18 protein-coding genes are annotated in these 26,697 nt (G+C 68.8%); 7 read left to right on the top strand and 11 right to left on the bottom strand.

The genetic code is table 11. The features are described from left to right. Positions 1–8: 8 nt before the first annotated feature. The 3 genes from AB5J62_RS16025 to AB5J62_RS16015 form a co-directional block, all read right to left on the bottom strand. Positions 9–3,785, bottom strand: a complete 3,777-nt coding sequence (locus tag AB5J62_RS16025; protein ID WP_370949009.1) for an amino acid adenylation domain-containing protein — start codon at positions 3,783–3,785, stop codon at positions 9–11. 93 nt (positions 3,786–3,878) lie between these two features. Continuing rightward, a complete protein-coding gene (locus tag AB5J62_RS16020; RefSeq protein ID WP_370949008.1) occupies positions 3,879–4,544 on the bottom strand; it encodes a LuxR C-terminal-related transcriptional regulator in 666 nt (221 codons plus the stop codon). A gap of 91 nt (positions 4,545–4,635) precedes the next feature. Beyond that, positions 4,636–5,604: an ArsR/SmtB family transcription factor gene (locus AB5J62_RS16015; protein ID WP_370949007.1), complete on the bottom strand. Its 969-nt coding sequence runs from the start codon at positions 5,602–5,604 to the stop codon at positions 4,636–4,638. Positions 5,605–5,746: 142 nt separating this feature from the next. On the opposite strand from AB5J62_RS16015, the gene AB5J62_RS16010 reads away from it, so the two are divergent. Beyond that, the gene (locus AB5J62_RS16010; RefSeq protein WP_370949006.1) at positions 5,747–6,247 is read left to right on the top strand and encodes an acyl-CoA thioesterase; all 501 of its coding nucleotides are present in this window, start codon (positions 5,747–5,749) and stop codon (positions 6,245–6,247) included. Positions 6,248–6,287: 40 nt separating this feature from the next. Here AB5J62_RS16010 and AB5J62_RS16005 read toward each other — a convergent pair whose 3' ends face one another. The 3 genes from AB5J62_RS16005 to AB5J62_RS15995 all read right to left on the bottom strand — a co-directional run bounded on the left by AB5J62_RS16005 (position 6,288) and on the right by AB5J62_RS15995 (position 11,990). Then, complete coding sequence (locus AB5J62_RS16005; RefSeq protein WP_370949005.1) at positions 6,288–6,848, bottom strand: SMI1/KNR4 family protein; 561 nt, start codon at positions 6,846–6,848, stop codon at positions 6,288–6,290. Positions 6,849–6,867: 19 nt separating this feature from the next. Next, positions 6,868–11,145 (bottom strand): DNA/RNA non-specific endonuclease, encoded by a 4,278-nt coding sequence (locus AB5J62_RS16000; RefSeq protein ID WP_370949004.1) that lies wholly within the window; start codon positions 11,143–11,145, stop codon positions 6,868–6,870. 128 nt (positions 11,146–11,273) lie between these two features. Continuing rightward, positions 11,274–11,990, bottom strand: a complete 717-nt coding sequence (locus AB5J62_RS15995) for a hypothetical protein (protein ID WP_370949003.1) — start codon at positions 11,988–11,990, stop codon at positions 11,274–11,276. A gap of 654 nt (positions 11,991–12,644) precedes the next feature. On the opposite strand from AB5J62_RS15995, the gene AB5J62_RS15990 reads away from it, so the two are divergent. Both AB5J62_RS15990 and AB5J62_RS15985 read left to right on the top strand, forming a co-directional pair. Further along, positions 12,645–15,257: an RICIN domain-containing protein gene (locus AB5J62_RS15990; RefSeq protein WP_370949002.1), complete on the top strand. Its 2,613-nt coding sequence runs from the start codon at positions 12,645–12,647 to the stop codon at positions 15,255–15,257. Between the two features lie 89 nt (positions 15,258–15,346). Next, positions 15,347–17,986, top strand: coding sequence for an RICIN domain-containing protein (locus tag AB5J62_RS15985; protein WP_370949001.1), 2,640 nt, complete (start codon positions 15,347–15,349; stop codon positions 17,984–17,986). A gap of 75 nt (positions 17,987–18,061) precedes the next feature. Here AB5J62_RS15985 and AB5J62_RS15980 read toward each other — a convergent pair whose 3' ends face one another. Next, positions 18,062–18,499 (bottom strand): nuclear transport factor 2 family protein, encoded by a 438-nt coding sequence (locus AB5J62_RS15980; protein WP_370949000.1) that lies wholly within the window; start codon positions 18,497–18,499, stop codon positions 18,062–18,064. Positions 18,500–18,596: 97 nt separating this feature from the next. On the opposite strand from AB5J62_RS15980, the gene AB5J62_RS15975 reads away from it, so the two are divergent. Then, a complete protein-coding gene (locus tag AB5J62_RS15975; RefSeq protein WP_370948999.1) occupies positions 18,597–18,977 on the top strand; it encodes a YciI family protein in 381 nt (126 codons plus the stop codon). Then, positions 18,965–20,176, top strand: coding sequence for an RNA polymerase sigma factor (locus AB5J62_RS15970; RefSeq protein ID WP_370948998.1), 1,212 nt, complete (start codon positions 18,965–18,967; stop codon positions 20,174–20,176). Before AB5J62_RS15975 ends, AB5J62_RS15970 begins: the two co-directional genes overlap by 13 nt. Here AB5J62_RS15970 and AB5J62_RS15965 read toward each other — a convergent pair. Further along, on the bottom strand, positions 20,146–21,216 hold the full coding sequence (locus AB5J62_RS15965; protein ID WP_370948997.1) for a hypothetical protein: 1,071 nt from the start codon (positions 21,214–21,216) through the stop codon (positions 20,146–20,148). The genes AB5J62_RS15970 and AB5J62_RS15965 overlap by 31 nt on opposite strands. A gap of 214 nt (positions 21,217–21,430) precedes the next feature. Here AB5J62_RS15965 and AB5J62_RS15960 point away from each other — a divergent pair, with 214 nt between their 5' ends. Next, positions 21,431–22,525 (top strand): hypothetical protein, encoded by a 1,095-nt coding sequence (locus tag AB5J62_RS15960; protein ID WP_370948996.1) that lies wholly within the window; start codon positions 21,431–21,433, stop codon positions 22,523–22,525. After that, positions 22,504–23,070 (top strand): class IV adenylate cyclase, encoded by a 567-nt coding sequence (locus tag AB5J62_RS15955; protein ID WP_370948995.1) that lies wholly within the window; start codon positions 22,504–22,506, stop codon positions 23,068–23,070. Before AB5J62_RS15960 ends, AB5J62_RS15955 begins: the two co-directional genes overlap by 22 nt. 43 nt (positions 23,071–23,113) lie before the next feature. On the opposite strand, the gene AB5J62_RS15950 is transcribed toward AB5J62_RS15955, so the two are convergent. Genes AB5J62_RS15950 through AB5J62_RS15940 form a run of 3 tightly spaced genes read right to left on the bottom strand, consistent with a single transcriptional unit; the run spans position 23,114 to position 26,541 of the window. After that, entirely contained in the window at positions 23,114–23,773 is a 660-nt protein-coding gene (locus tag AB5J62_RS15950) for a response regulator (RefSeq protein WP_370948994.1), read from the bottom strand. Between the two features lie 10 nt (positions 23,774–23,783). Then, entirely contained in the window at positions 23,784–26,309 is a 2,526-nt protein-coding gene (locus AB5J62_RS15945; protein WP_370948993.1) for a histidine kinase, read from the bottom strand. A 4-nt stretch (positions 26,310–26,313) separates the two neighbouring features. Continuing rightward, the gene (locus AB5J62_RS15940; protein ID WP_370948992.1) at positions 26,314–26,541 is read right to left on the bottom strand and encodes a hypothetical protein; all 228 of its coding nucleotides are present in this window, start codon (positions 26,539–26,541) and stop codon (positions 26,314–26,316) included. Between the last annotated feature and the right edge of the window lie 156 nt (positions 26,542–26,697).

Raw genomic sequence — 26,697 nt, 5'->3', positions numbered from 1 at the left:
TTTCTCCTTCAGTGGGTGAGGCGGTCCGAAATGGCGTTGACGAGCGCGTCGATGTCGGGGTCCTTGAGCATGCTGTAGTGATCGGCGTCGACGTCGATCACCGTCGGCGCGACCGCGGAGTAGCCCGAGCTGTTCTCGATGAACGAGTAGTCGTCGCCGCGGGCCTTGAAGATCGTGACGGGCGCCGAGATCCTGCGCTCCGCGAGTTCGCTGAACACGTACTTGAACTGGTAGGTCTGCCGGACCACCCGGACGATGCGGCGGACCAGATCGGGGTCGAGCCCGTTGAACCGGTCGCTGATGAACGCGACGAACGACTCGTCGTCGTCGACCGTGCGCAGGCATTCGTCCAGCAGCGGGCCGGTGATGCTGCCCGCGAAGACCGAGTACAGGATCGTCAGGTACGCCTCCGAACCGGCACGCACCCGCGGCGCGCCGGGAGCGAGCAGGAACAGATGGTCGACCGTCTCACCCGCGAGTTCCAGCTGGTAGGCGGATTCGAACGCGACGCGCGCGCCGAACGAGTAGCCCCACAGCGTGTACGGCCCCGAAGGCTGCAGCCGCCTGATGACCTCGACGTCGGCCGCGGCCATCTCCCTGATCGTGCGGTACGGGGTCTCCCCCGCGTTGATCCCGTACGCCTGCACCCCCAGGAACGGCCGGTCGATCCGGCCCGCCAGCGTCCGCAGGTTCATCGCGTAGCCGCCCAGGCCCGGCCAGCAGAAGATCGGCGAGCCCGAACCCTCCGAGCGCAGGCGGACCAGGCGTGAGCAGGTCCGGCCGTCACCGCAGTCGACAAGCGCGGCGAGCTTTTCCACCGTGGGCGCTTCGAAGACCACCTGCAGCGGCAGCATGGTCCTGAACTCCTTGTTCAGCTTGTTGACCAGCGCGACCGCGATCAGGGAATTGCCGCCGGACTCGAAGAAGTCGTCGAGCACCGAGACGGTGTCGCGGCGCATGACCTTCGTCCAGATGCCCGCGATCCTGGCCTCGGTCAGCGAGCGCGGCGCGATGAACGGGCGGTCCGCGACGTCGGCGATGTCCCAGTTGGACAGTGCCACCGAGTCGATCTTTCCGTTGACCGTCAACGGCAAACGGTCCAGCACGACGACCCGGTTCGGCATCATGTAGTCGGGCAGGCAGGTGAGGAGGTCGTCGCGGATCAGCTCGGTCGGGCCCTTCATGTGGACCACGTCCTCCTTCATGCCCATCGCGCTGACCTGCTCGTCGCTCACCTTGCCGCCGACGGAGAAATACGACGGGTTGCGCGTGCCGAGTATGCCGTCCAGCCGCCTGGCCGACGGTAGATCGTTGCCGGTCTTCGAGCTGTAGCCCGCGGACATGAAGCCGAAGTTGAGGTCGTTCATCTGCAGGTGATGCAGCTTCCGGCCGAGGTCGAGATAACTGCGCCACGACTCTCCCCTGCTCACCAGCGAAATCCCGATGCTCGCCCGCTCGTAGACCTGCTGGTTGATGGCGATCACGTGCTTCTTCAGCACGAGCTCACCGGACACGCGGTGCAGCTCGCCGTCGGCGTACCGGTACTGCCCGGCAGGCAGGTCGGCGACACAGCCCGGATGCGACTGGACGTAGACGTCGAGCGCGTCGTCGGGGCGCGGCCCGGAATACGGGACCATCTCGAAGGCGCCGAGGTAGTAGTCCTCGTCCGCGCATTCCACAATGGACTTGACCTCGGGCGCGAAGTCCGCCGCGCGCATGTCCAGCCCGTGCTCGGGCAGGATCTCCTCGAACAGGCCGACCATGTGGCCCGCTTCGATTTCGAGCACCTCTTGGATGTTGTTCTTGTACACCGGCTCGATGGCCTGCTTCTTGCCGATGAAGTGGACCTTCACCGTCGACGCCGGCACCGTCGCCGACTCGATCAGGATCAGCTGGTGCAGCACCGGCTGGTAGTAGTAGAAACCGGGCCGCAGGCCGAAAGCGTTCAGCTCGAAGTACATCTGCGTCGCGTACAGCGAGCCCGGCGACGCGTAGCCGTACTTCGGCAGCAGCCGCTCATTGCTCTGGAACTGCCCGAAATACCGGAGTATCTCCCCGAATTCGGCGAATTCCAGCTCGCCGATCGTGCGCGGGTCGACGCCACCGACGTGCGAGTCCAGCAGCTTCAGGATGTCCGCCTTGACGAACGTCCCGCCCTCGAAGAAGCGGTACGTCTTGCGCGCGAACACGCGGCGGCGCTGCTCGGGTGTCGGCATCCAGCCACGCAGGTCGACCACCGGCTTGCCGCTCAGCGACTCGGCGTCGCGGCAGCCGCTGTTCGCCAGCTGGGCCTTGATCTGCAGTTTGCTCTGCTTGGACTGATGGTGGGCGCCGTGGTTGCCCTGGTCCATCAGCGCGGCTTCCTTGGGGTTCAGCTCGATGAACGCGATCAGCTCCTGGAAGCGGCCGCCGTCCTTCACCACGACCGCGGCGTTCTTGACCCACTCGTGGTTCTCGATCGCGAGCCGGATCTCGTCCAGCTCGACGCGGAACCCGCGCAGTTTCACCTGGTTGTCGGTGCGGCCGACGAACTGCACGGTCCCGTCGGCGTTCCAGTACCCCAGATCGCCGGTGCGGTACAGCCGGGAATACCCGAAGTCCGCCTCGAACGGGTTGTCGATGAACCGTTCCCCGGTCAGGTCCGGCCTGCGCAGGTACCCGCGCGCGAGCTGGATCCCGCCGACGTACAGCTCGCCGACCTCGCCGACGGCGACGGGTTTCCGTTGCTCGTCGAGGATGTAGTACTGGGTGTTGTCCACGGGCGAGCCGATCGAGATCGTCGGCGGGCCTTCCGCGAGCGCGTCGCGGTCGACCGTGTGCGCGGACGAGTTGATCGTGCATTCGGTGGGGCCGTACAGGTTGACCAGCGCGCAGTCCGGCAGCGCCGTCACGCATTCGAGCGCCAGCGACTTCGACAACGCCTCGCCACCGCTGAAAACCTGCCGCAGCGAGTCGCAAGTGGACAGTTCTTCGGTGTCCAGCAAGGCCTGCAGCAGTGTCGGTACACATTGGATGGTGGTGACCTCATGGCGCCGGATCAACGCGAGCAGGCGGTCCGGGTCACGGTAGGTGCCGGGCCCGCCGACGACGACCTGGGCGCCGACGCACGGCGCGAGGATCTCCCACTGCGCGGCGTCGAAGCTCATCGGCGTCTTCTGCAGCACGACCCGGCTTTCGTCCAGTCCCTGGACGCGGCGCAGCCAGCGCATCTGGTTGACGATGGCGCGGTGATCGACCATCACGCCCTTCGGCTTGCCCGTGCTGCCGGAGGTGTAGATGACGTACGCCAGGTCGTCGGCGGTCACCGTGGCACGCTGCTCCCCCGCGCCGCCGAAGGTGACCACGCGCGCGCCCGGCGCGAGTTCCGTCGCGCGCGAGACCAGCGAAGGCTGCGTGAGGATCACCCCGACGCCGTGGTCCTCGACCATGTACCGCAGGCGTTCTTCGGGATATTCCGGCGAAAGCGGCAGATACGCCGCCCCGGCGAACAGGATTCCCCAAGCGCCGACCGGAAGTTCGAGCGACGGCTCGGCGAACAGGCCGGCGCTACCGTCCACACCGGACTCCAGCAGGGCGCCTGCCAGCGCTTCCGCGCGTGCCACCAGTTCCCGGAAGGTCAGCGACTCGTCCTCGTACCGGATCGCCACCGCGTCCGGCCGTATTCGCGCCTGCTCCCGGAGCAGATCGGGCAGACATCGGCTGTCGAGCGGCACCTCGGTCGCGTTGAACTTCCGGGTGACCAGCGCCACCTCATCCGGCGCAAGGACCTGCTTCGCCTGGTTCACGTTCGGCTCCCTCGGTCAAGGCCGCTGAGACAACTTGCGGCAAACCTAAGGAACGCGACTTCCGATCGACTATCGATCGGCTATCCGTTCGCCCTAAACGGCTGGGCGACGTGCGGGGATGAACGAATCCCTGATCATCAGCACGGCTTCGAGGCGGTTGCGCGCGCCGAGCTTCGTGAGCGCGTGCGAGACATGGCTTTTGATCGTCGCGTTCGAGACACCGCAGAGCTTCGCGGCCTCGGCCGTCGACATGCCCTGGCCGAGCAACGTGAGCACTTCGCGTTCACGGTCGCTGAGCTTGCCGACGACCTCCGCGCGCGGCGATGACTCCGCGCGCGGAACGTACAGCTCGAGCAGTTCCGGTGACAGCACCCGGTTCCCGGCCGCGACGGCGTGCACCCCGCTGACCACGCCGTCGAGTTCGGTGTTCTTCACCAGGCAGCCGGACGCACCCGCGGCGAGCGCGTTGTCGAGCCCGCGCCGGGTCCAGTCCATCCCGAGCACCAGCACCGGAACGCCGCGCCCGGCGAGGTCGCGGACCACGCCGAGCAGGAAGTCACCATGCCCGAGGCCGAGCACGACCACGTCGGTCTGGCGCAGCGGCCAGTCGGCGATCGGCCGGTGGCTGTCGACGACCGCGACGACCGAGAGACCCTGGCCGGCGCTCAGCACGCCCTCGACGAAGTGCCCGGAGATCGGGTCGTGCTCGGCGAGCAGGGTACGGACACGGGGTCCGGAATCCTCGAAAGGATTCGTCATCGCTGGGTACTTCCTCTCCGCGGTGGTGACTATGCGTCACCTTCCAGCGGAATTGCCACGCCGTCAACAAGGTTCGGATGGGGCCGAATCGTCACCTGGCCATGGGCCCCAGCAGCAGCTGCAGCCCCAGCGGTGAGGCACGATGCATGGTCGACCGGCCGCGGTGCCTGCTCTCGATCAGCCCGGCCTGCCGCAGCACCGACGCGTGCTCACTCGCCGTCGCCGGGGCGATCTTGAGCCGGCGCGCCAGGTCGGTGGTGTTCAGGTCCTCCTCGGCCAGCGTGCGCAGGATCCTGGCCCTGGTCTCGCCGATCAGCGCCTGCACCGCGGCGCCCGTGTCCTCCGCGCGCTTGGCGCCGAGCGCCGTCCAGTGGCCGACCGAGTAGACGAGCACCGGCGGCAGCTTCGGGTTCTTGTACGTGGTCGGCATGCCCATGCAGAAGAACGCCGGGATCAGCCGCAGGCCACGGCCGTCGAGGTGCAGGTCCTGGTCGACCGGGAACTCGACCTCCAGCACCGGCGCGCGCCAGCGCGCCGACGGGTGCAGCGTCGAAAGCAGCCTGCCCGGCCCGGCGACCTGGAGCGTCTCGTTACGCCGGGAGAGGTCGCGGCCGACGACCTTGGTGATGTGCTTCCAGTGCGGCGCGATCCCGCGCCGGAAGTAGTCACGCACGGCCGTGCCGAGCACCCGGACGTCGCCGTCGCTCACCCGATCGGCCCACTGCGGCAGCCGGTGGTCCTTCGCCAGCTCCGCCAGGTCCTCCCGGACGTCCTCGGCGGGCGTCGCGGCGAGCGCGTCGATGCCCTCGTCGATCGTGGCGACCGTGGCGGGCGGGGTGAGGAAGTCGGGGCAGTACCCGTGCGAGGGGATCAGGTCGAGCAGCGCGCGGCCGTTCGGCGGCAGCACCGCGCGGGTGCTGTCCCGCCAGCGCCCGAACACCGGCGCGCCCTCGGGCCTGCGCAGGCGGTAGGAGCTGAGCAGCAGTTCCCACATCGGGTCCGCGGACGGCGCGAGCTCGATCCGGGACAGGTCCGCTTCGGTGAAGTGGATACGCAGCACTGCTTCTCCCGGCTGTCGGCGGCCAGTACGGGCGGATGCTAACCCATGTATGCAGCTGTTGACATCCACTGTCCGTCGGGAGTGACACAGTCCGCATTTCCCCCGTACAAGGGTAAAACAACCCTCGGCTACCGTCAGCGTCGTGAACCACTCCGGACTACGCGCCGACGCCGCCAGGCTGACCCTGTCGCACATCATGGCCAACACCGACACCAACCTGCTCGGCACGGTCCACGGCGGGGTGATGATGAAGCTCGTCGACGACGCGGCCGGTGTCGTCGCCGCGCGGCATTCCGGCGGCGCGGCGGTGACCGCGTCCATGGACGAGATGCTCTTCCTCACCCCGGTGCGGGTCGGCGACGTCGTCCACCTGCGTGCCCAGGTCAACTGGGCGGGCGCCACCTCGATGGAGGTCGGCGTCCGGGTCGAGGCCGACCGCTGGGACGCGACCGTGCCCGCCGTGCACGTCGCGACCGCGTACCTGGTGATGGTCGCCATCGACGGCGACGGCAAGCCGCGCGGCGTCCCGCCGGTGCTGCCCGAGACGCCCGAGGAGAAGCGCCGGTTCGCCGAGGCCGAGATCCGCAGGCGCCACCGGCTCGCCCGGCGCGCGGCGATCCTGGAGTCCCGCAACCGCTCGTGAGCGTTGCGGGCGGTTCTAACCGCCCGCAACGCTCACGACCCTAAGACGCCGGGTAGGACACCATCCGGGAGCCGACGAAGCCGGTGAACTCCACCGGCTTCCCGGACAAGTCCCACTTCAGGATGTTGTCCTCGCCGGTGCTCACCAGGATCTCGTGGATGACCTTCGACATCGGGCCCGAATGCTCGTGCCAGTTGTCCCTGTCGTTGTACGCGACCCGCCAGGTGTCCGGGTCCGCGGACTCGGTGATCCACCAGAACGTGCCGCCCGAATCGGTGCTCCCCCACGGATACAGCCCACCGGGCTCGGGGAACAGCACGTAGGGCACGCCCGAGAGGTATCCGGTGTCCGGGTCCGCGAAGATCTCCAGGAACTCCTCGTTGTGCCGTTTGGCGCCGGCGAGCTCGTCGGCACTCTGCGCCGGGTTCTCCACCTCGATGGCCGACCGGTACGCGCCGGACGGGAACCGGGTCAGCAGTTCCTTGTAGTCGGACGGCAGCGCCAGGCCCAGCTCCCGTTCGACCGCGGCCCAGTCGACCTCGGGCCGGAAATCCCCCGGCCGCCAGCCGACGAGACGCGCCACCTCGTCCACGTGGGTCATGCTTCGCTCCTGGTCATCGTCAGGCCGTCCGGAACGAGTCGCAGCGTTCCTTGTTCACGTTGCCACCCGGCACGTTGTGGATCGTAGCGAAGCAGTTCGCGCCGTTGGACGAGATCGCTTCGATGAAGATCCACTCCGGCATCGCGGCGGTGGCGCTGGGGTACTGCACGTGCACTTCGTAGATCACCGACACGTCCCTGGCCGGGTGCCGGTCGAGCATGTCGCCGACGGCGTTCTCGACGATCTTCACGTCCGACAGGTTCACCGCCCGGTACTGGGTCACGATGTTCTCCACGCTCATCGAACCCCACAGCCTGGCCGCGACCAGGTGGCCCTTCTGCACCGGCTCGGTGCCCAGTTTCGCCGGTGATTCCGGGTGTCCCACCGGAGGCGCCGGCTCACCGGACCGCGTGGTCGTGCCCTTCGCGCAGACGATGCCACCGGTGGCCCGCTTGGCGGGGTTGCCGAGCCAGGTGAAGTCCTGCATCGGGTAGTTGAACGAGACGTCCGTGGGGACGATGGTGTTGAAACAGCCGTTCATCGTCTGCTGGCCCTGGATGCTGCTGAGCCGCTGCCCCGGGTTCGGTGAGACCGACGGCTGGCCCTTGTGGGCTTCGAGCTCCTTCTCGCGGATCTTCTGCCGGTCGACCACCGAGCAGCCCGCCGCCGCGCGCATCCCCGGCTGCTTGCACCCCTTGAGCTGCTTGAGCAGGTCACGAAGCTTGGTGATGACACCGCGCGCCGCCACCTTGAGGTCCTTGAACGTCCTGATGCCCTTGACGATCCGCACGGTCGTGCTGATGGCGTCCGGGATCTTGGTGAGGAACCTGGCGAGCTTGAGGATGGGCAACGCGTTGATGACCGTCATCACGCAGGAGATGAAGTCGCCCTCCATGAAGCACTTCTTGGCGTCGGTGTACCCGATCAGGTCGAGGATGATCTGCCCGCCCTCGGCGACGATCATGTCGAGCAGGCTCTTGTTCGCCTCGGCCCGTGCCTGGTTGTACTGGTCGACGCCGGCCTGGCCCTTCTCGGCGCGCAGGTCGGCCTCCTCCTCAGGGGTGAGCGCGGGGACTTCGCTGTCGTCGGCGATGGCCTGCTCGGCCTCCCGGCGCTCCTGCTCCTCCGCGGCCCGGCGCATCTCCTCCTGCAACTGGGCCAGCTGAGCCTGGATCGCCTTGGCGTCCGCTTCGGCGTTCCGCGCCCTCGCTTCGACGTTGTCCGCGTACTTCTCGGCGTTCTTCGCCGCCGAATCGGCGTCCTTGGCGTACTGGTCCGCGCGGGCCGCGGCCTGACGCGCTTCCTCGGCGTCCTTTTCGGCCTGGGTGGCCGCCCTCGCCGCGGCGTCGGCGTCCTGCTGGGCCCGGTTGGCCGCCGCGGTGGCCTCGTTGGCCGCCCTGGTGGCGCTGTCCGCCGCCTGGCGGGCCGCGGCCGCGTCACGCTCGGCCTGATCCGCCGCGCGACCGGCGAGCGCGGCGTCCGCCGCCGCCTGGTCGGCCGCGGCACGGGCCGCCTTGGCGTCGGCCTGAGCCTCGGCGTCGACCGCCTCGGTCTCCGCCGCGATCCGGCGAGCGGCCGCCGCTTCGACCGCGGCGTCGGCGGCCGAAACCTGCGCCTCCGCCGCCGCTTTCGCCGCGTCGGCGGCCGACTTGGCCGCGTTGGCCGCGGCTTCGTAGGCCGGCTTCACCAGGTCGCCCGCGTTCCTCGCCGCCTCGGCCGCTTCGATCGACTTCTGGTTGGCGTCGGCCGCGGCCTGCTGAGCGGCCTTGACCTGGGTGTCGCCGATGTCCTTGGCGCGGTTGGCGACCAGCTGGACGAAGTCGGCGTCGATGTCGGTGCCCGCGAACGGGTTGGTGAGCGTGATCGCGGTGTTCGCCGGGTTGGCGATACCGGCCGAAGCCTTCGTGGTCGCCGCCGAGGCACGGGTCGCGATCCCGGCCTGGACGGCCGCCGTCGCCGCTTCCTCGGACGCGGCGTTGGCCTCGTCGCGAGTCCGGTCCGCGGCCTCGAGTGCCTTCGCCGACTCCACCATCGCCCGCTGCGCCAGATCCATGGCCTTGCGCGCGCTCTCCGCGGCGCGCGCCTCGGCGGCGGTCGCGGTCTCCGCGTCCGCCCGCGCCCGCATCGCCTCCGCGTGCACCGCGGCGGCCTCCTGCTCGGCCCGGTTGGCCGCCTGGTTCGCCCGCGACGCGGCGGCCTGCGCCTGATTCGCCGCCGCACGGGACATTCCCGCCGCGTGCTCGGCCTCCCGTGCCGCGGCACGGGCCTCCGACGCCGCGGACTGCGCCCGGTCCGCGTGCGCGCGAGACCGGCCCGCGGCGCCCTGCGCCTCGGTGGCGGCCTTGCGTGAGTTCGCCGCGGCCGTACCCGCTTCATTGGCACGCTGCTGCGCCGTGTTCGCCGCACCCCGCGCGGTGTTCGCGTCGGTACGCGCCTGGTTCGCGGCGTTGCGCGCCTTGACCTTGTCCTCTTGGATGATCTCCGACGAGCTTTCCGCGCGGTCGGCCAGCTGACCGAGCGCCTGCGCCCGCTTCTCGGCGGTGTCGGCCGTCTGCCGGAGCTGCTCGGCCTCTTCCCGTGCCTGGTGGGCCCGGTTCTCTTCGGTGCTCGCGTTGTTGTCGGCGTTGGCCGCGATCTGCTCCTGTGCCCGCGCGTCCTTGGCCGCGTCGGCCGCGATCTGCTCCTGCTGCTGCGCCGCGACCCGCTTGTCGGACGCGATCCGTTGCTGTGCCTCGGCTTCCTGCCGCTTCTGACGCGCGAGGTTGGCCTCCTGCACCGCCTTGGCCCGCTCCTGCGCGGCCACCTGCTGCTTGGCCTCGGCTTCCTTGCGCTTCTGCTCCGCGACCCCGCGCCACTGCTCGGCTTCCTGCCGCTTCTGCGCCGCGATGGTCCGCTGGTTCTCCGCGTCGGCACGAGCCTGCTTGACGTTCGCGGCGTGCACCTTGGCACTGGCCAACGCCGCCTCGGCGTCGATCCTCGCCTGCTTCGCGAGCCGCGCGGCGTCGGCCGCCGCGTTGGCCTCGTCGCGGGCCGCCTTGGCCATCTGCAAGGCGCTCGCTTCGTGCGACTTCGCGTTGGCCAGCCACTGCTTGGCGTTTTCCTCGTGCTTCTTGGCCTTGTCGGCGGCATCGGTCGCCGCCGCGTCCGCGGCGATCGCGTCCACCGCGTGCACCGCCGACTCCGTCGCCTGCTTGCCTGCCTGCGCGGCGGCGGCCATGCCCTGCACGACCTTCACCCACTGCAAGCCGTGCGGCATCCCGTTCTCGACCAGGATGTTGGCCTGCGTGGTCGCGCCGGCTGCCGCGGTCTCGGCCTCCCTGGCGTCGGCGATCGCGTACTGAAGCTGTTGTGCCACCCGGTCTTTCGCACGCTGGTACAGCTCGGGGTGGTACTGCCCGCTCGCCTGATCCGCGGCCAGCACCCTGGCCGCTTCACGGGACGCGTCCGCCGCGCCGGTCATGTCGTTCGCCGCGCGCTCCAGCGCCTTCAAGCCGTCGCCGTGCGCGGTGAGGATGTTGCGACGGGCCTTCATCGCCCTGACGATCTTCTGCGCCTCGGCCGACGCGGCCTCGTTCTCCTTGCGCTGCCGCTCCAACTCGGCCAGCTGCGCGTCACGGGCGTCCGCGTCCTTCTTCGCCGCGATCAGATAACCGGTCTTGAGGTAGTCCTCGATCGCGGCGTCGCCGGCGGCCAATGCAGCCTTGGCCGCTTTGGAGACCTCCGGCGTGCCCTGTGCGGCCGCCGCTTGGACGTGCGCCCGCCGCCGGTCCTTGAGTTCCTTCTCATAGGCCCCGTCGCGGCGATCCTGCTCCGCGGCGATGTCGCGGCCGAAGGCCAGGAAGTTCGCGCGTTCGCGGGCGTCCTTCTGCAGTGCGAGCGTGACGGCCGCGTTGAACGCCGGGCCGCCCGTGCCCACCAGCGCCTCGATCAGCTTGCGGTTCTCCGCGTCGACGCGGTCTTTCCGGTCCTTCGCGGCCTTTTTCGCGTCCTGCTGGCCGTGGTCGAAGAAGTCCTCGACGGCCTTCTTGTCGCCGGTCTCCGCCTTCTTCAAGGTGACCCTGGCCGCCTCGCGGACTTCCTCGTCCTCGTCGAACGCGGCGATGTCGGCGAGCAGGTCACGCTGCATCTGGTCGAGCAGCGCCTGATCCTCGGGGTCCAGCCCGTCCTGCGCGGGCGCCGCGTTCTGCGTCTTTTCCTTGCCGGCCAACGGCCGCTGAGCGGCGGCACGCGCGGCGGCCGTTTCGGCCATCGCCGTGGCGCCGTCGCTCATGGTGCCTGCCAGGAAGGCGGCGGTCACCGTGAGGACCACGGCTCTGCGCCAGCCGATCGATGTCTTCCGCCTCGAGCGCCACGGTGATCTGGACATGGTTAGGACACCCCGGATTCACGAAAACAAGAACAGGGACAGGGAAGAAGGAGAAAGACTCAGTGTTCGGTGGTCATGCGGTCGTACCCGGCCTGCGCGTCGGCGCCGACGTCACCCCAGTGCCGGGACTGGCCGTCCGCGAAGGCGGATTCGGTCGTCCAGGTGCCGCGCTGCTTGTCGGCCGCGGCGCCGATGCTCTGCCACACCGGATCGGCCTGCCCGCTGGCCCGGTCGAGCACGGTCTGCCAGTACCGGGCCTGATCCAGGCAGAGCTTGCCCTCGTCGTCCCAGGTTTTCCTTGCCGCGTCGGCCTTCTGCTTCGTCTCCGCCCACGCGCCGGCGGCGACGGCACGGGCCTGGACCGCCGCTTCCCCGGTCGCCGCGAGCGCCGCTTTTTCGGCTTCCTGCGCGTCGATGATCAGCTGGGAGATGGTGGCGTGCAGGTACATGCCCGCGTCCTGGGTACGCACGCGGAAGAGTTCGACGTCGAGCCCGGCGGCGGCCATCCAGCCGCTCGCGTAGAACTCCCGGATGTCAGCGTCCAGCCCGCCGTTGCGCAGCGCGTACTGCGCGGCCTGCCGCACCTGCTCGCCGGGATCGCTGGTCGACAGCAGGCGAACGAAGTCGCGGTCGGCCTGCGCGATCTGCTGTTTGTGCTGCTCGTCGGCTTCCCTGGCCGCGTTGTCGCGCGCTTTGGCTTCCGCGAAGCCGGTACGGGCGAACCAATCCCAGTCAGCGCTACTACCTTTGAGCACATTGTCGGCGGTGGCGTGCACCAGTGGCGAATAAGCGGCCGTATACGTGTCGTAAACCCTTTGAGCGAAATCCCGGTTACGCGCATTGAATTCATTGGCCCGCTGCCGCGCTTTCCCGAATCCGCGGAGCACGAACTCACGCAGCACCGCTTCGTCGGATGACCGCAAAGCCTGCCATGCGGATGCCCTGACCAGTGCCTGAGCGTGATAAAGCGCTGCTTGCCGGACATTCGGATACCACGGCGATTGCTCTATTCCGGTCGCTTGAACTGCGCCGATCGCAGTAGTGCCATGGACTTCCGCGATCGCCGAACCACTGCCGGTGACGATGAGCGCGGTCGCCAAAGCACAGCCAGTAATGGCCGATCCCCAGTGCACCGATAACCCCCAAGTTAGTCGGTATTCCGTGTTCACACACAGAATGCCGACTCTGCCAGAAAAGATACACGGCCGACTTCGGAATATGATCCAGGTCACACCTGGCCACTCTGGTGATCACGAACCTGTTACGGTCCAACGGCTGGTCTTGACCATTTTTCGCCGACATGGCAACGATTTCTTCGCACGCGCCTGGGGTTTTATCGCGTGCTCCCATGGACTTTCCACCATCATAAGGAATCCATCTTGAGTAGCTCCGTTTCAGCGAACAGACCGAACCGGGCCTGGCCCCGGCGCGTGCGCTCCGCGGTGGTGGCAGGCGCCGCGGCCGCGACGCTCGCCGGACTCGCTCCCGCTCCCGCCGTCGCGGCCACCGCGGCGGAAACACCTTCCACCGCAACGAAAAACTGGGAACCGGTCGGTGTACCGGCCACCGGCACAGCCGCCCGCGCGGCGGCAGCCCAGTCCACCGACGACGAGAAGATCGCGGCCGCGGCGCTGCTCGGCGTCAATCCCGGCCCCGAGCTGATGATCCTGACCGACCGCGACTTCACCGTGGCGATGTACCGCATCGCGGACGACCAGGACAAGCCGCGCCCGCTCGAGCCGGGCAACCGCACCGTGAAGGCCGCCGCGCTCAAGGCACTCGAAGAGGGCGACGCCGCCTGTCTCACGTTCATCAAGACGGGCATGAAGGTCGCGCACGACGAAGACGTCCGGCTCGACCTCGAATGGCGTGACCAGCAGAACAAGGAGCGCGACGCCAAGGCGCTCGCCGGTCAGCTGCTCCGCATCCCGGTGGGGAACGCGGAGAAGGCCATGTCCCTCTACGACTTCATCGCCTACCTCGACCTGAACGCGGACGCGCACAAGGACCAGCTGGTCAAGGAAAAGGCGCAGCTCGCGCTGGGCGGCACCCCCGACGAGCAGTGGACCTTCCTGAGCTCCGGGCTCGGCATCGCGCACACCGCCGACGTCCAGCGCCTGATCAGGGAGAAGGCCGACCAGACCCAGGCCGAGAAGGACGCCGCGCTGGCCCGTGAGGCCAAGGCGAACGCGGCCTGGCACGCGCTCGGCATCGTCGCGCCCGACAACATGACCCGCCTTTCGGACCAGTCCTTCGTGTTCGAGATCTCGAACCGCGCCTCGCAGGACACCGAGGTGTTCGGCGCCGCCGAAGAGGCGCTCGCCAGCCACGATCCGGTGCAGTGGAAGCGGTTCATCGACACCGGCGCCCAGGAGGCTCACGAGCGCGACATCGAGAACACGCTCCGCAAGCGCGACGAGACACGCACCCGCCAGATCTTCGAACTGCGCACCCGCGCGGCGAACAGCCTCGCCCACCCCGCGCTGGTCGCCGCCGCCGACAAGGCGCTGGCAGGCACGACGGGCGACCGCATCCGGTTCCTGCTCACCGGCAAGGACGAGAACCTCACGCAGACGCTGCGCACGGTCGCGCTCGACGACTTCTACCTCGCCGACGGCAACGGGCAGACACTGCTGACCCCGTGGGCGACCGGCCAGCACCCGGAACAGGTCTGGAAGGTCGAGCCGGGGCTCGCCGACCCGACCTGTCACTCGTTCGCCTCCACCACCCGGCCGAACCACTACCTGCGCTACATCAACAACCGGCTCAGCGTCGACCCGGCCGACGGCACCAACGCCTTCGGCCCGACGGTGACCTGGTGCGCACGCCGGTCCGGTTCCGGGATCGCCTTCACCCACGTCCTGTCGAAGGTCGACCTCGCGGTCAACGCGCCGTCCGGCGGCACCGTGTGGTCGGTGGAAGCACCGAAGCCGCCGATGCCCATCGAGCGTCGCTACAACACCGACGCGAGCGCACGCGGCAAGCTCGGCGCGCCGACCGCCGACGCGGTGCTCGGCGGCAACGGCGTCGGCTACCGCAAGTACCAGAACGGCCGTCTGTACCAGGCTTTCCGCCCAGGAGCCACCAACCTCACGACCTCCGTCGTCACGGGTGAGGTGCTGGCCAAGTTCTCTTCGCTCGGTTACGAAACCGGCGTGCTCGGCTACCCGGTCGAGGACGAGCGCGCGTTCAGCAAGGGCCGCGTGCAGCGGTTCACCGGCGGGGCGGTGTACGTGGTGTCCGGCGTCGGCACGTTCGTCGTCTACGGCGAGACCTACCAGAAGTACGCCGCGACGGGCTCGGAGAACGGCCTGCTGAGCTACCCGACCTCGGACACCGTCCCGCTGTCCGACGGGATCGGCTGGTACACCACGTTCTTCGGCAACACCGGCGCCATCTACTACACCCAGGCCACCGGCGCGAAGCTCGTCTACGGCTCCATCCGGGGCAAGTACAACGAAATCGGCGCGGAGAAGTCGTGGCTCGGCTACCCCACCAGCGACGAGTTCGACCTGCCCAAGGGCAGGCGCAACACGTTCCAAAGTGGACGGATCGACTTCAGCAACGACGGCGGCGCCACCGTCGCGTACAAGACGGCCGCGGTCGCGCCCAAGGCGATCGAGCTCAAGGGCGTCGAGTCCGGCCGCTGCATCCAGGTCGCGGGCCTCGGGCAGGACGCCATCAGGGACGGCGCCGGCATCGAACTGTGGGACTGCGTCGCCGGCGTGAAGCAGATCTGGGACGTCGTCGCGCTCGGCAACGACAAGTACAACCTGAAGAACCGCAACTCGGGCAAGTGCCTGGACGTCTACAACAGCACGCTGGACAACCAGGGCGGGATCATCCAGCACACCTGCCACGGTGGTCTCAACCAGCAGTGGGAGTTCACCACCGACAACACCGGCGCGAACTACGCGCTGCGGGCCGCGCACTCGGCCAAGGTGCTCGACGCCAAGGGCCACGGCACCGCCAACGCCACCCTGCTCCAGCAGTTCGCGGACAAGGCTGAAGGCAACCAGCGCTGGACCATCATTCCCCAGTAGCACCGTTCTTCCCGCATGAGAAGACGCCGGCCACTGGAATCTCAGTGGCCGGCGTCCTCATTATCCGTTTTTCTTTGAGAGAGCCGAAAATGAGACTGAGACGTGTTCTGCGCAGCGCGGTGCTTCCCGCCGTGCTCGCCACGGCCGTGAGCCTGATGAGTTTCGACACCGCGCGGGCCGACGGCCCGCCGCCGTCGACGGAGATCGAAAAGGGCAACGCCGCGGCGTTGCTGGGAATCGTGGCGGGGCCGGAGCTGACGCAACTGTCCGATCGCGACTTCACCTCGGCGATGTACCGGGCCGCCGACGACCAGGACAAGCCACGGCCTGCCGAGCCGGAAAACCAGAAGGTCAAGCAGGCGGCGATCGACGCGCTGCTGGTGAAGAACGATCCGCCCTGCGCCCCGTGCACCACCTACATCAAGACCGGCATGGCGGCGGCGCACCAGGCGGACATCGCGATCGTCACCGAGCGGCGCCAGCAGCTGGAGAAGGAACGCAAGGCGAAGGTCGACGCCGCGAAGGTCATCGGCGTGACCGAGGACAGGTACACCCCGGAACTCGGCCGGTCCATTTACGACTTCATCGTCTTCCTCGACCTGAACACCGATGAGCACAAGGACATCGAGACCCGCAAGGCCGCCCGCGAGGCGTTGAACGGCACGCCCGAGAAGCAGTGGTCCTTCCTCACCGTCGAGATCTTCACCTCGCACAAGGAAGACGTCGCCCGGCAGATCCGTGAGGCCAACGACAAGACCGAAGCCGAGAAGGCCGCAGCGATCGCCGAGGAGAAGAAGGCCGCCGCGGCCTATCAGGCGCTCGGCATCATCGCCGACGACAAGATGCGCAAGCTCGACGACGACGACTTCGTCCGCACGGTCTACAAGCTCGCGCCCAAGGACAGCGAGGTTTTCCTCGCCGCCCGTGAGGCCGTGCTGAGCCTCGACGACGCCGACCGGACCAAGTTCATCGAGACCGGCGCGGCCGACGCGCGCCAGCGCGACATCGACAACGAACTCCGCCGCCGCGACCTGGAACGCGTCAAGCAGATCAACGCGATCCGGGACACCGCGCTCGCCAGCCGGTTCCACCCCGACCTGGTGGGCGCCGCCGACACCGCGCTCGCCGGCACGTCGATCGACCGCGAGAAGTTCCTGCGAGTCGGTCAGTACCAGCACGACATCCAGACCATCCGTGGCATCTCCGAGACCCGCGACAAGGACGTCTACCTCACCGACGAGAACGGAACGGCCACCCTCACCAAGTGGACGGCCGCCCCGCAGCCCAAGCAGACCTGGAAGGTCGAGGCGGGTCTCGCGGATCCCAGCTGTCTTTCGTTCCAGTCGGTGACCAGGCCCGGCCGCTACATCCGGTACGTGGAAAGCGAAAGCACCATGAGCCGGGCGCACGTCGACGTGGCGCCGACCGACGGCACCGACCTGTTCCGGAAACTGGCCACCTGGTGCCCGTCGTACGACACCCTGGCCCCGTTCACCGACCGCGCGAGCTACTACGGCCTCTTCGTGCCGGGTTCACGGAGCGACTTCACCGAGTTCAGGGTCAACAGCGTCCCCTCACCCTCGGACTGGTTCGCCGACGCGCCCAAGCCGCCGATGCCCATCGACCGGCTGTACAACTCCAACGCCGACCTCCGCGCCGCCATCGGCAAGCCCATCGCCGAAGCGGTGCTCGACGGAGCAGGCAACGGCTACCGGGAGTACGAGCGGGGCATCATCTATCTCCGCCACGAAGGCGCGGACGTCCGTGTCTACCCGGTCGCGGGCCGGATCTACCAGAAGTACAAGGCCATGGGCGCCCACAACGGAGGCATCGGCCTTCCGGTCGGCTTCCAGGAGTCCTTCGGCCCGCTCGGCAGCCCCGCCGGGCAGAAGCAAAGGTTCTCCGGCGGCGCGGTGTACGACGTCACGAACGGCGGCGTCTACGGCATTTACGGTGACATCTACCGGAAATACCTCGAAGCGGGCGCGGAGGGCGGCATGCTCAGCTGGCCGGCCTCCGACTCGACGAGGTTGCCGGACGGTATCGGCGTCTACTCCACCTTCGCGGGCAACTACGGCGCCATCTACTGGCACCCCAACATCGGCTCGATGCTCGTCTACGGCGCCATCCGCCAGAAGTGGAACGACCTGGGCGCGGAACGCTCCTGGCTCGGCTACCCCACCAGCGACGAGCTGGCCACGCCCAAGGGCAGGCGCAGCAACTTCCAGGGCGGCCGGATCGACTGGAGCCTCGACGGCGGTGGCGGCGTCGTCTACCGCCCGACCCCGATCACGCCGAAGGCGGTCGAGATCAGAGGCGTCGAATCCGGCCGCTGCATCCAGGTCGCCGGAGCCGGCCAGGACGCGCTCAAAGACCGCGCGGCCACCGAACTCTGGGATTGCGTCGGCGGGGTGAAGCAGATCTGGGACCTCGTCCCGCTCGGCAACAACATCTACGGGCTCAAGAACCGCAACTCCGGCAAATGCCTGGACATCGACAACGCCAGCGTCGAAAACCAGGCACTCGCCCTGCAGTTCACCTGCCACTACGGGCAGAACCAGCAATGGGAGTTCACCACCGACCCGTCGGGAGCGCCCTACGCGCTGCGCGGCGTCCAGTCGGCCAAGGTGCTCGACGCCAGGGCACACGGCACCGCCAACGCCACCCTGGTCCAGCTCTTCGCCGACAAGGCCGAGACCAACCAGCGCTGGACACTCATCCCGCACTGACCGGGATAAAGCGGGCTTTACTCCGCGCGATAAAGCCCGCTTTACTCCGCGGAGTAAAGCGGGCTTTATCCCGGCTCAGGGCTTGAGGTCGACGGCGGAGCGGAACGAGCCGTCCATGTAGAACGGCGTCGACATGTGCTCGTGCGTGATGAGCCACTCGCCGTCGATCTTGCGCAGGCCGACCGTCGCGCGGAACCACAGGTCGAACTGCTCGGTGTCGCCTTGCGGTGTCGCCGAGAGCCGGTTGAGGCTGAAGCCGAACGCGACCTCGTCCCCGATCGCCAGCTCCAGGTCGCGGATCTCGAAGTCCATCTCGCCGGTGAAACCGGCCAGCCACGCATGCACGCCGGCGGGGTCCGTGACCGCCGGGCCGGAGTTGCGCAGCGGCGGGGCCAGCGTGAACGTCACGGCGTCCGGGGCGAAGCGGGCGACGAGGGCGTCGGGGTCCTTGGCGCGCATCGCCGCGATGTGGGCGTCGAAGATCTCGCGGATGCTGGTCTCGTCCTGGGTCATGGTGATCTCCTAAGCTTCGGTACCTCTTACGTGAGGGGTGTAGAAGCCGACGAGCCGGTTTCGACACCCGGGTGAAAGAAATTTTTGGGAGGCGCCCGTGAAGTACCTGATCCTGGTTTTGAGCAACGAGAAGTCCCGCGCGGCCTGGGAAACCTTGAGTGAGCAGCAGCAGCTTGAGTTCGGCATGGCCCATCGGAGGCTTTCCGAGCAGCTCGCGGAGTCCGGTGAGCTGGTCTACTCCGAAGGCCTGGTGCCGCAGGAGCACGCGAAGCGCGTCTCCGTGCGTGACGGTCAGATCATGAGCACCGACGGCCCGTTCGCCGAGGTCAAAGAGTGTTTGGCCGGTTACTACCTGGTAGACGTCCCGACCATGGAACGTGCCGTCGAGTTGGCCGCGCTGGTGCCGGACGCCGCGCTCAGCGAGGTCGAGGTCCGGCCGGTGTTCGAAATGAGCATGCTGGACGAATGGGCGAAGTGAGCCGGGCGATCGAGGACCTGCTGCGCGAGCTGGCGCCGCAGGTGCTCGGCGTGCTCGTTCGCCGGTTCGGCGGGTTCGGCACCTGCGAGGACGCCGTGCAGGAGGCGTTGCTCGCGGCGTCGATCCAGTGGGCGGACGAGGGGCTGCCGGGTAACCCGAAGGGGTGGTTGATCACGGTCGCCACCCGTCGCCGGACCGAGATCCACCGCAACGAGACCGCTCGCCGCCGTCGTGAGGAGACCGTCGCCGCGGAGCCGCCGCCCGAGCCGGGCCCGGCCGTCGACGACACGCTCACGCTGCTGTTGCTGTGCTGCCACCCCTCGCTCACCCCTGCCTCGCAGATCGCGCTGACGCTGCGCGCGGTCGGCGGCCTCACCACCGGCGAGATCGCGCGGGCGTACCTGGTGCCGGAATCGACGATCGGCCAGCGCATCAGCCGCGCGAAGCAGCGGATCAAGGCCACCGGCACCGAGTTCCGCATGCCACCGGCCGACGAGGTGGCCGAGCGGCTCAAGCAGGTGCTGCACGTGCTGTACCTGATCTTCAACGAGGGCTACACCGCCAGTTCCGGCGAAGACCTGCACCGGGTCGAGCTCACCGCCGAGGCGATCAGGCTGACCCGGCAGCTGCGGACGCGCCTGCCCGAGGACGGCGAAGTCGCCGGATTGCTCGCGTTGATGCTGCTCACGGACGCGCGCAGGCCCGCGCGCACCCGTGCCGACGGCGCGCTCGTGCCGCTCGACGAGCAGGACCGGAAGCTGTGGGACGGTGAGGCCGTCGTCGAGGGCGTCGAGCTGATCACCCGCACGCTGCGGGACGCGCCGATCGGGCCGTATCAGCTGCAGGCGGCGATCGCGGCCGTGCACGACGAGGCCCCGCGCGCCGAGGACACCGATTGGCCGCAGATCCTCGGCCTGTACGACCTGCTCGCCGCGCTGACGCCGGGCCCGATGGTCACGCTCAACCGGATCGTCGCGTTCGCCATGGTGCACGGGCCGCGCGACGGGCTGCTCGAGTTGTCCGTCGCCGAAGCCGATCCAGCGCTCGCCGAGCATCACCGGGTGTCGGCTGTTCGCGCGCATCTGCTCGATCTCGCCGGCGACCGCGACCAAGCCCGCGAGTATTACCGCCTCGCCGCGAGCCAGACGCTCAGCCTGCCCGAGCAGCGCTATCTGGAGTCACGCGCCGAGCTCACCTGATCGAGCACCGCGTACGTGCCATCGAGCACCTGCCGGATCGACTCGGCGCCGAAACACTCTGTGCGGTAAGCGATCGAGAGGTCCAGCCTGCCGTCCACGACGAGCATGCCGAACGGCAGGCAGCCCTGGCCCGACGGCGTCCAGCGCGGCGAGACGTGCACCTGCAGATCGGTCAGCTCCACGCCGTCGGGCATCGCGGGCGCGGACACCGAGCCGAAATCGCTCAACCGCACCGTCGCCACCTCGGCGATGAGCTGGTCCGGCACGGGTGTTCCGCCCGCGATCCGGCGGGCGAGCGCCAAAGGGTCGAGATCGGGCGAGACGTCGGTGAAGCACAGACCGGCCGTCGAAGCGAAACACAGTGGCAGCGCACCGGAATGCGGCGTGAGCACGTCCCTGACCGCGAGCAGCGTCGCGGCGCCGACGAGCGAGGGAACCGAAGTGTTCGCCGCCTTCGCGACCTCGGCGAGCCGTCGCGTCGTTTTCGGCTGGACGAGTATCCGCTGGGTCTCCACGCCCGGCTTGCCACCGCGGTCGAACGGGAGCTTCCGGCCGCGCTGGGTGACCCGATTTCCCTGACCCGCGAACGTATCCGGCAGACGAGGGCCCGGAACGATCGTGGGCACTTCGGTGCCGTCGGCCAGCGCGGTGTAGACGCGCCAGATCGTCTCGGACAACTCCGTCAGCCCGTGCCGGCCGAACAGTGCGTGCGCGGCGCCGAGCACGAAGGTGTCTTCCTCCTCGCCGCGGAACAGCACGGCGCGCAGCAGCGGATCACCAGGGCCGATCGGCACGTCGAGTTCGGCGTAGAGCGAGCCGATCCCCCGGCGCAGGCTCGGTGGTTCGGCGTCGGGAAGGTAGAGGTGGTAACCGGTTCCCCCGCCGCCGATCCTGGCGGGCAGCACCGGATCCGCGGTGACCACCATGTCGAGCGCCTTCATCAGCAGGCCCTCGTCGAGTCCACCGTGGACAGTGCTGAGGCAGGTGATCCGGACACCGACGAGAGCGGTTTCGGTCCGCGACAGCTCCCTGAGACTCACCCCGTCATCCTAGCCAGAGTTCGGATGTTTACGTGATCCTCTCGCATAATTGCGATGCGCTTCGCACCCCGCGCGGCTACCATGTCAAACATGACTGACACGCGCCGATTTACCGGCCCCTGGTCCCGTGTGGGCACCAGCGGGTCTTCGACGCGCCGCTGACTCCCAGCGTGGCCAGGGGTCTCCACCACCCCGACCACCCGAGGAGCCGAGCATGTCCCAAAGTCTTACCCCCAAACAACTTTCCCGCGACCTCGCCGTCCGCGATCTCACCGATCCCGCCGAGGGCCCGCACGCGATCCAGCTCGTCGCCGAGCGCGCGGTGACCGCGTTGACCGAGCTGTGGAACTGCGAAGTCCGCTGGCGCCGCGGCCGGCGGATCGTGCCGATCGAAGACAACTACGACAACCTGGGCTACGCGGGCGCGGACGTCACGCGCGACGCCCGGTACACCCGCTACGTCGACGAACATCGGATGCTTCGCAGTCATTCGACCGCGTTGATCCCTTCCGCGCTCCGGGAACTGTCCGCCCATCCCTCGGCCGACGTGCTGCTCGTGTGCCCCGGGATCGTCTACCGGCGTGACTCGGTCGACCGGCTGCACACCGGAACCCCGCATCAGGTCGACCTGTGGCGGCTGCGGCGCGGCACGCTGACCGAGCACGACCTCGCCGCGATGATCACCGCGGTGCTGAAAGCGTTGGTACCAGGCACTTCCGAGCTCCGGTCACCCCGCGTCCACCCGTACACGACGTCCGGGCTCCAGGTCGACGCCGACGGCATCGAGATACTCGAATGCGGGCTCGCGCATCCGGCGGTGCTCGCGCGCGCCGGGCTCGACGGGTCGTGGAGCGGGCTCGCGATGGGCCTGGGGCTCGACCGGATTCTCATGCTGCTCAAGGACATTCCCGACATCCGGCTGCTGCGTTCCGGCAGCCGGATGACCGACCTCACGCCCTATCGCCCGGTCTCCCCCATGCCCGCGATCCGGCGCGACGTGTCCATCGCGGTCGACCCCGGCGACCTCGCCGAGGACCTCGGCGACCGCGTCCGCACCGCGCTCGGCGACGACGCCGACTGCGTCGAGTCGGTCGAGATCCTCGGCGAGACCCCGTGCTCGGCCTTGCCGCCGCAAGCACTCGAGCGGCTCGGCGCGCGACCGGAGCAGAAGAACGTGCTGGTCAAGATCGTGCTCAGGCACCTGGCGCGCACCCTGTCGGATCCGGAGGCGAACTCGTTGCGCGACCGCGTTTATGCTGCGCTGCACCAAGGTTCGAAGGAGCAGCCATGCCGATCGAAGCCGAGCTGACCGCGGTACTGCGCGACCCGGACGCGGTCCGCGCCGCGTTGGGTGCCCGTGCCGAGGTCGAGCGCTGTACCTACTCCGACACCTACTACGACTGGCCGGATCACCGGCTCACCGAAGGCGACTACAACCTCCGGGTCCGCACGGTCACCACCGGCGAGTCGACCAAGACGCTGCTCACGTTCAAGGAACCACGGACCGGTTCGAGGCACGCGAAGCCGGAGCACGAGACCGAAGCGGGCGACGCCGGAGTGTTGCGCACGATCTTCCACGGGCTCGGCCTCGTGGAACGGATCGCCTTCCGGAAGCACTGCGAGAACCACCGGTTCACCGACCGCGGCCACGACCTGCTCGCCACCGTGGCCGAGCTCCCGGACCTGGCCGGGCAGACGTTCCTGGAGGTCGAGACCATCGTCGAAGCCGAGCACGTCGCCGAGGCGCTCGCGGTGATCCGGGCCGTGCTGCACGACCTCGGCATCACCGACGACGACCTGTCGACCGAGTCCTACACCCGCCGAGTCGCCGCCCTGCGCCGACCAGGGTCGTGAGTGTTTTGGCCGGTTAGAACCGGCCGTACCACTCACGACCAGCTCATGGCCCGGCGACCAGGCCTTCCCGGACCGCCCACAGCGCCGCTTGGGTCCGCGAAGCCAGGTCCAGCTTGGAAAGCACGTTGCTCACGTGGGTCCGCGCGGTCCGTTCGCTGATCACCAGCGCCTCCGCGATGTCCCGGTTGGACTTGCCCTGTGCGACCAGCACCAGTATCTCGCGTTCGCGCGGGGTGAGCGCGGTCGCCGTCCGCTGGGGCGCGACCAGTGAGCGTGTCAGTTTCCTGGCCACCGCCGGATCCAGGTGGACCTGGCCGCGGTTCGCGGCGCGGACGGCGGCGACCACCTGGTCGGCTTCGGCGTCCTTGAGCAGGTAGCCCGCCGCGCCCGCTTCGAGTGCCGAGTGGACGCGCTCGGCCTCGCTGAAGCTGGTGAGCGCGACGACTTCGACGTGCGGGTAGAGCTTCTTGATCACGCGGGTGGCGGCGATGCCGTCGAGCCGGGGCATCAGCAAGTCCATCAGGACGACGTCGGGGAGCTTGTCGCCGGCGGCGGAGACGGCGAGCTGGTCGAGTGCCGACTGGCCGTCGGGCGCCTCGCCGAGCACCTCGATGTCGTCGAGCATGTCGAAGAACGCGCGCATACCGCGCCGGACGACCACGTGGTCGTCGACGAGGAACACCCGGATCGGCGGTGGCCCCATGGTGGTTCTCCTACGTTTCGTACTCGGTCTGGACGACACCCGGCAGCACCGCCCGCACGGTGGAGCCGGTGGGTGAGCTGGCGATCGTCAAGCGCCCGCCGAGCCTTCTCGTGCGCTCGCGCATGCCGTCGAGGCCGAGGTGCCCTGGGTGCTGCTCGTCGGGGTCGAAACCCGTGCCGTCGTCGGTGATCTCGACGACCAGTGTGCCGTCGTCGACCTCCAGCGTGACGTCGACCCGGGTCGGGCCCGCGTGTTTGACGCTGTTGTGGACGGCTTCCTGGACGACCCGGAACAGCTCTTCCTCGGCCCGTTCGGACAGCGGCACGCGGTCTTCCGGCGCGTGCACCCGGATCTGGATGTCCTCGCGGACGGCGATCGCGGCCGCCCGTTTGCGGATCGCTTCGGACAGCCCGTCCTCGTGCAGCGCGTCGGGCCGCAGCTGGAACAGGGCCGCGCGCATCTCGGCGAGCGCGCCCTGGGTGAGGCCGCGCAGCTCGGTCAAGCCGCGGGCGACCGGGCCCGCCGGGTCGCCGCCTTCCTTCTGCACCGCGAGTTCGACCGCGCGGGTGTGCAGCGTCATCGAGAACAGCGCCTGCGAGACGGAGTCGTGCAGTTCGCGGGCGAGCCGGTGCCGCTCCTCGAGCGCGGCGACCTGGGACGCCTCGTCGAGCAGTTCCATGACCTCTTCGACGCGCAGCTGCTCCTCGCCGACGACCGAGGCGATCATGATCCGCGCCGACGCCGCGCCGACGGGCCCCGCGAGCAGGGTCTCGGCGTGCTGCACCAGTTCGGGGGCCGCTTCGGCGTCGGGGGTGACGGCGAAGCCACGTTCGCGCGCATACCTGTCCAACGCGCCGTCGGCTCCGGCGAAACGCTCGGTCAGCGTGCGCAGCTCGCCCACGGTCACCCGGCCGCGCCAGATCCGCGGCCGTTCCGGGTCGGCGAGCGCGTCGACGAAGAGCACGGCCTGCGCGCGCTCGGCCGCGTTGGGCGGGCGGCCGGCGAGCGAGACCGCGAAGTATCCGCCGATGTTGACCAGCATGCTCCAGAACATCGCGTGCCCGACGGGGTCCATTCCGGTCAGCCCGAACAACGCCTGCGGGCGCAGCGCGGCGATCCCGAACGGACCGTCGGCCAGCAGCCCGGAGCCGGCGAAGGTCGGCAGCGCCAAGGTGTACGCCCACACGGCGAACCCGGCGGACAGCCCGGCGAGCGCGCCGTTGCGGGTGCCGCCCTTCCAGAACAGTCCACCGAGGATCGCGGGCGCGAACTGCGCGACCCCGGCGAACGAGACGAGCCCGATCGACACCAGTTCCGTGCCCTGGCCCGCGAACCGGAAGTAGGCGTAGCCGAGCAGCATCACCAGCACGATCGCGATCCGGCGCACGGCCAGCGTGACGCCCGCCAGGTCACCGCGCCTGGTCAGCCTCGGATGGCGGCGCAGCAGGATGGGCACCACCAGCGAGTTCGACACCATGGTGCTGAGCGCGACCGTCTCGACGATGATCATGCCGGTGGCCGCGCTCAGCCCGCCGACGAAGACCAGCAGGGTAAGCGCTTCCTGGGCCGACGCCATCGGCAGCGCCAGCACGAAGGTGTCCGGGTTGACCGAGCCGCCGAACCGGAGCAGACCGGCCGCCGCGATCGGCAGCACGAAGATGTTGATCACCAGCAGGTACAGCGGGAACAGCCAGATCGCCCGCTTGAGATGGCGCTCGTCGACGTTCTCGACGACACCGACCTGCCATTGCCTCGGCAGCAGCAGCACCGCGAGCCCGGAGAGCACGATCATCCACGCCCACGTCGCCGTGGTGCCGCCGAGCGAGAAGAGCGCGGTCAGTTTCGCGTTCGCGGCCTGGGTGAACAGGTCCCCGAAACCGCCGTACAGCCCGAAAGTCACGAAAACGCCCGCCGCGACGAACGCGACCAGCTTGACGACCGACTCGAACGCGATCGCCGCGACCATGCCCTCGTGCCGCTCGGTCGCGTCGAGATGCCGGGTGCCGAACAGGATGGCGAACCCGGCGAGCAGCAACGCCACGTAGAGCGCGGTGTCCTGGAAGAGCGGGACGGCCGCGGTCGTGTCCGGACGGCGGCGGATGATCTCGAAGGTGGTCGACACGGCCTTGAGCTGCAGCGCGATGTACGGCACGACACCGAGCACCGCGATCACCGTGACCAGCCCGCCGAGCCAGGTGCTCTTGCCGTAGCGCGCGGAGATGAAGTCCGCGAGCGAGGTGATCCGGTTGCGTTTGCTGATCCGGATGATCCGGCGCAGCACCAGCCAGCCGAGCCCGAACATCAGCGTAGGGCCGAGATACGTCGTCAGGAAGCTGACCCCGCTGGTGGCCGCGCGGCCGACACTGCCGTAGTAGGTCCACGAGGTGGCGTACACGGTCAGCGAAAGCGCGTAGATCGTGCCGCGGCTGATCAGGCTCCGGCCCGCGTCGGCGCGGCGGTCGCCATAGAACGCGACCGCGAACAGCACGGCGAGGTAGGCGACGGAAACCGTGACCACGACCCAGGTCTGCAGCACCGCGCTAGCCCGAGCGTCCGGCGAGCACGGCGGCGAGTCCGATGAGGACGGCCCACACGACGAACAGGTAGGCCCAGAGCACCGGCACGCCGAAGACCTGCGCCCCGGTGTTGAACACCGACAGCAGCGGCGGCACCAGCAGCACGAATCCGAACACCGTTACCAGGATGAGTCGCCCGTTGAACGACCGATCGTCCTCCGGCCCGTCCATGCCGCGCCTCGTCTCCGCCACCCACGCCCCCATACACCCTTGCCGCGATTCCGTCCGCGCAATACCGACGATCTAGGGCGTGTCTCGAAATTCTGGTCGATGGGCTTCGTGATCCAGGTGGGGAGACCGCGATCAGAATTTCGAGACGCGCCCTACGTCAAGTGCGGTCAGCGTAGA

The organism is Amycolatopsis sp. cg5 (assembly GCF_041346955.1).
GTDB lineage: Bacteria > Actinomycetota > Actinomycetes > Mycobacteriales > Pseudonocardiaceae > Amycolatopsis.
Note: the sequence above shows the minus strand (reverse complement) of the source record. Positions and strands in the feature narration are given on the sequence as shown.

Bases quoted from the DNA above. Each gene is read 5' to 3' on its own strand.
- AB5J62_RS16005 (WP_370949005.1), bottom strand. From the start codon at position 6,848: ATGACCCACGTGGACGAGGTGGCGCGTCTCGTCGGCTGGCGGCCGGGG.
- AB5J62_RS15980 (WP_370949000.1), bottom strand. From the start codon at position 18,499: ATGACCCAGGACGAGACCAGCATCCGCGAGATCTTCGACGCCCACATC.
- AB5J62_RS15960 (WP_370948996.1), top strand. From the start codon at position 21,431: ATGTCCCAAAGTCTTACCCCCAAACAACTTTCCCGCGACCTCGCCGTC.
- AB5J62_RS15970 (WP_370948998.1), top strand. From the start codon at position 18,965: ATGGGCGAAGTGAGCCGGGCGATCGAGGACCTGCTGCGCGAGCTGGCG.
- AB5J62_RS16020 (WP_370949008.1), bottom strand. From the start codon at position 4,544: ATGACGAATCCTTTCGAGGATTCCGGACCCCGTGTCCGTACCCTGCTC.
- AB5J62_RS15955 (WP_370948995.1), top strand. From the start codon at position 22,504: ATGCCGATCGAAGCCGAGCTGACCGCGGTACTGCGCGACCCGGACGCG.
- AB5J62_RS15950 (WP_370948994.1), bottom strand. From the start codon at position 23,773: ATGGGGCCACCGCCGATCCGGGTGTTCCTCGTCGACGACCACGTGGTC.
- AB5J62_RS15985 (WP_370949001.1), top strand. From the start codon at position 15,347: ATGAGACTGAGACGTGTTCTGCGCAGCGCGGTGCTTCCCGCCGTGCTC.